This window comes from Kitasatospora sp. NPDC047058 (assembly GCF_040643935.1).
In the GTDB taxonomy this organism is placed as follows: Bacteria; Actinomycetota; Actinomycetes; order Streptomycetales; family Streptomycetaceae; genus Kitasatospora.
In genome coordinates, this window is record NZ_JBEYVJ010000463.1 from 1 (window position 1) to 4,827 (window position 4,827).

Genomic DNA, 4,827 nt, shown 5'->3' on the forward strand with positions numbered 1-4,827 from the left:
GAGGACGGCGGCGAGAAGGACGTCTGGCGGGTCACCCCCGGCGCCCTGATCGGCCGCGACATGGTGGTCGCCGCCGGGTAGGCGGCGGCCAGCTCGTCCAGCAGCAGGGACAGCGACCACAGGTCGGCCACCAGGTGGTGGGCCGTCAGCACCAGCCGGTCGCCGTCCCCGGCGCCGGTGAACAGCCGCGCCCGCAGCAGTGGCCCGGTCTCCAGGTCGAAGGGCTGCTCGGCGGCCCGGGTCAGGCGCCCGGCCAGCTCGGCGGCGCTCCAGCCGGAGGCGTCGAGGCGCTCGAAGTCGGGCGGGAGCTCGGCGTGCACCCGCTGCACCGGACCGGACGCCGTCCCGGGGAAGGTGGTGCGCAGGACGGCGTGCCGCCGGGCCAGGCCGTCCAGGGCGGTGCGCAGGGCGGCCGGGTCGAGTCCGCCGGGCACCCGGAAGGCGGCGGAGACCAGGTAGGCGGGGCTCTCCGGGGCGACCTGGTGCAGCAGCCGGAGTGCGGCCTGGTTGGGGGAGAGCGGGTGGTCGCCGGGCCCGGCGGCCGGGTCGGGCGCGTCCGTTGCGGCGGCCTCCGGGGTCTCCGCGGGGGCTTCGCCGAGGCGTTCGGCGAGCAGCCCGGCCAGGCCGGCCAGGTCCAGCGCGAGCGCCTCGGTCAACCCCAGCTCGACGCCCAGGGCGGCGCGCAGCTCGTGCCGCAGCCGGACCGCGCCGAGCGAGTCCAGGCCCAGTTCGGCGAGCCGCTGCCCGGGCGCGAGCTCCGCGGCGGACAGTCCGAGCCGGGCGGCGAGCAGCGTGCGCAGCGCGTCGAGCAGCAGCGCCGGGCGCTCCGCCGGGCCGGCCGCCCGCAGCGCCCCGGCGTCCAGGTCCGCCGGGCGCTCGTCCGTGGTGCCCTGCGGACGGCCGCTGTGGGCGAGCGCGGTGAGGCCGCCGTCCCGGTAGGAGGCGGCGCAGACGTGGCGCTGCACCTTGCCGCTGGAGGTGCGCGGCAGCGTCGCGGCGCGGATCAGCACCACCGCCGCCGGCCGCACCCCGTGCGCCTCGGCGACCGCCTCGCGGACCGCGCGGGCCAGCGCCGGCAGCTCGCCGTCCTGGTGGTCGCGCGCCACCTCCTGGACGATCACCAGCTCAGCTGCACCGGCCAGTTCGACCTGGACGGCGGCACCGCAGTTGGCGCGCAGCGCGGGGTGGACGGCGGCGACGGTCTGCTCGATGTCCTGCGGGTAGTGGTTGCGGCCGCGGACGATGACGAGGTCCTTGAGCCGCCCGGTGACGTACAGCTCGCCCTCGTGCAGCAGGCCGAGGTCGCCGGTGCGGAGGAAGGCGTGGCCGTCGGCGCCGGCGGCATCGTCGGCATCGTCGGCGGGTTCCGGGCCGGCGAGGCGGGCGCCGAAGGTGGCCGCGCTGTGCTCCGGACGGTTCCAGTAGCCCTGGGCCACGCTCGGGCCGGAGAGCCAGATCTCGCCGATCGCGCCGGCGGGCACCGGCCGACGGGTGACCGGGTCGACGATCTCCAGCCGCTGGGACGCGTCCGGGCGCCCGCTGCTGACCAGCTCGGTGGTCCCGGCGGGGGCGGCGGTGGTGTCGGTCGCACCGGCCCCGGTGCCCGCGGTGCCGGCGTCGCCGCTGTGGGAGGCGCCGGCGAGCAGGGAGTTCGGGGCGAGGTAGCGGGCCGGGGCGGTGCCGTGCGGCTTGCAGGAGACGATCAGAGTGGCCTCGGCCAGCCCGTAGCACGGGGTGAAGGCCTCGGCCCGGAAGCCCGCCGGAGCGTAGGCGGCGGCGAACCGGCGGAAGGTTTCGGCACGCACCGGCTCGGCACCGTTGAACGCCACCTCCCAGCTGCTCAGGTCGAGCCCGGCCAGCACCTCGGGGGTGGCCAGGTCGGCGCACAGGTCGTAGGCGAAGTTCGGTCCGCCGCTGACCGTCGCCCGGGTGCGGCTGATCTCGCGCAGCCAGCGCAGCGGGTCCTGGGCGAAGGCGGTGGGCGCCATCAGCGAGCAGGAGCCGGCGTAGTACAGCGGCTGGAGCATGCCGCCGATCAGGCCCATGTCGTGGAAGAGCGGCAGCCAGGACATGCCGCGGGTGCTGCCGGTGGTGCGGAAGGCCCGCTGGATCAGCGCCGAGTTGTGCAGCAGGTTGCCGTGCGTCAGCACCACGCCGCGCGGGGCCGAGGTGGAGCCGGAGGTGTACTGGAGGAACGCCACGGTGCCGGCGCCGACCTGCGGGCGCACCCAGTCCTCCGCCTCCTCCCCGGGCACCCGGTCGGTCGCCAGCAGCCGCAGCACGTCCATCACCGCGCCGTCCGGGTCACCGGGCAGCAGCCGGTCCCGGACGGCGGCGGTGGTCAGTGCCACCGTCGCCCCGCAGTCCGCGACGATGTCGACCAGCCGCTCCAGCGAGCGCGGCCGGCGGTTGGGCGGGTACACCGGTACGGCGACGGCCCGCGCGTACAGGCAGCCGACGAAGGAGACGACGTAGTCCAGGCCCGGAGGCTGGAGCAGCAGCACCGGACGGTCGGTCAGACCGAGCCGCTGCAACCGGGCGGCGACCGCGCGGGCCCGCCGGTCGAGCTGTCCGTAGCTCAGGCGCTCGGCCGGAGCGTCCTCCCTCCCGGAGAACTCGAAGGCCGTGCGGTCCGGATCCGCCGCCGCGGTGGCGGCGATCGCCGAGATCCAGTCCTGGTGCTCAAGTCGCGGGTCCACGCGTTCTTCCCTCACCGTTCGGTGTCCGATGCCCTGTGTCTGCCGTTGCCCGGCGGCCGTTCCGTCCGGCCGCCCCGTGCTCAGCCCGCGGCCGGGACCGCCGCGGCCTCGGCGTCCTGCTGCGCCATCGCCAGGCGCAGGCTCAGCGGCCGCATGTCGGTCCACACCTCGTCGATGTGGGCCAGGCAGTGCGCCTTCTCGCCCCGGGGGCCCTCGGCGCGCCAGCCGGCCGGCAGCTCCCGGTCGGCGGGCCAGATCGAGTACTGCTCCTCGTGGTTGACGACGACCTGGTAGACGGTGGTGTCCTCGTTGCTCATGACTGCGCTCCGATCCGATGGATGGGTGTTCCGGTGGTTCCGGTGGTTCCGGTGATTCGGTGGTTCCGGTGATTCGGGGGGCCGCTGACGGGCGTTCCGCTCGCCGGCCGCTACGGCCGTACGGGCCGGGTCGACCTGTCATCGATGCTGTCGTTCCGCCCTGACCGCGCCCTTGGTCCGGCCTGACCCGGGTCTGGGCCGGGTCTGGGCCGGGTCTGGGCCGGTCCTTTGCCCGGCCTGGGGCCGTCCTGGGCGGGTGCGGACGTGTCTCCGGCGCTCCTCCGGCGCGGCACCGGCGGCGTACCGGCCGCGCACTGACGGCCCACTGAACGCCGGCTGAAGCCGTCGGCCTGACGGGCGGGCTCAGCCCACCCGGTCGAGGGCGGGGAAGAGCCGGGCCTCGGCGGCCTCGCGGAGGTAGGAGGCGCCGGCGGTGCCGCCGGTGCCCCGGACCGAGCCGATGATCTTCATCGTGATGCCCCAGTGGGTGCGCTTCATCGCACCCCAGGCGTCGTCCAACCCGGCCATGGCGGCGCTGAGTCCGTCCTGCGGGAGGCCGCTGTCCAGGAGTGCGCGGTGCAGCTCCGGGCAGGAGTTCTCGACGGCCCGGTACGCCCTGGACTGGACCGCGCTCCGCCCGTCGGTGTTGGCCCGGATCACCGCGAAGGCGTCCTTGGGCATCGTGGTCAGGACCCGGAACACCGCGGACGTCCCGGCCACCTGCCGGGTGGCCTCCGCCAGCTGCTCCCGGGCCGGTTCGGCCCGGCCGGCCGCAACGGCCGCGATGGCCGTCCGTACGGCGGCGGCGACCGCGGCGAAGACGGCCTCGAAGATCTGGATCACCCGGATGAACATCTGCTCGTCGTGGCCGCGGGTGGTGGGCGTCAGCGTCAGCTCGACCGCCTGCAGCACCCCGGCCGGCACCGCGTCGCGTGCCGTGGCGACCGCCTCGGCGCAGGCGCGGACGAGCTCGGCCGGCTCCGCCGGGGCCCCGGGCCCGGCGGGGAGGCCGGCCACCGCGGTGAGGGCGCGCAGGGCCGCCCGGGTGCGCGGCAGGCCGGCCGGGGCCCCGGCGAGGGTCGCGGCCTCGGTGGCCACCACGTCGGCGAGCAGGGCGGTGATCACCTGGTCGGCGCTCGCCCCGGCCGCGGTCAGCGAGGCGTAGACCGGGCTGCCCAGGTAGCTGTCGTAGTCGCCCTGACGGCCGTCCACCACCTGGGGCAGCCAGTCCGCGAGCAGCCGCGCCGCGGGGCCGCCGGCCTCGGCGAGGGCCGGCCCGACCGCGCGCAGGGCCGTCAGCAGCTCCGCGCCGACCGCGTTCTTGCCGACCGCCCGGTAGTGGCCGAGCACGGCCCGGTACGGGAACCGGTCGGCGGCCCGGCCGTCGGCCTGCCAGCGCGCCAGCTCGGCCAGTGCGCGGCGCGGGTCGGGATCGGCCGGGTCCGGCCGGGCGGCGGCCAGGCTCGGGCCGCCGACACCGGGCGCGCGGGCCGGATCGACGGCGGGGACGGGGTCGGGCACGGCGGGCGCGGCGGATGCCGGGGCGGGTTCGGGTGCGGCGGGTGCGGAGGTGGGGGCGGGTGCGGCGGTGCCGGGTATGGACGTCCGGGCCGGTGCCGTGCCGCCGGCGTGGGCCGGGTCGGCGGCGGGTGCGGCGGCCGGGCCGGTGGCAGGGGCGGGGGAGAGGGCGGTGGTCACGGGTCGCTCCGTTCGGTGGGCGGCCGGGCCGGGAACGGCCCGGTGGGGCGGTGCCGCGGGCGGCTGCCTGCGGGCAGGACGGCACAGCCCGGCCGGGCGCGGACCGGGAGGTC

3 protein-coding genes are annotated in these 4,827 nt (G+C 77.3%); all 3 read right to left on the bottom strand.

The window, feature by feature from the left end:
• Positions 1-2,699 (bottom strand): AMP-binding protein (locus tag ABZ885_RS35450; RefSeq protein WP_360198201.1); only part of this gene is annotated, 2,699 nt, incomplete at its 3' end.
• Between the two features lie 80 nt (positions 2,700-2,779).
• Positions 2,780-3,016 carry an MbtH family protein gene (locus tag ABZ885_RS35455; protein WP_360198204.1) on the bottom strand — a complete coding sequence of 79 codons (237 nt, stop codon included), beginning with the start codon at positions 3,014-3,016 and terminating at the stop codon, positions 2,780-2,782.
• Between the two features lie 363 nt (positions 3,017-3,379).
• Positions 3,380-4,714 carry a hypothetical protein gene (locus ABZ885_RS35460; protein WP_360198207.1) on the bottom strand — a complete coding sequence of 445 codons (1,335 nt, stop codon included), beginning with the start codon at positions 4,712-4,714 and terminating at the stop codon, positions 3,380-3,382.
• Positions 4,715-4,827: the final 113 nt, after the last annotated feature.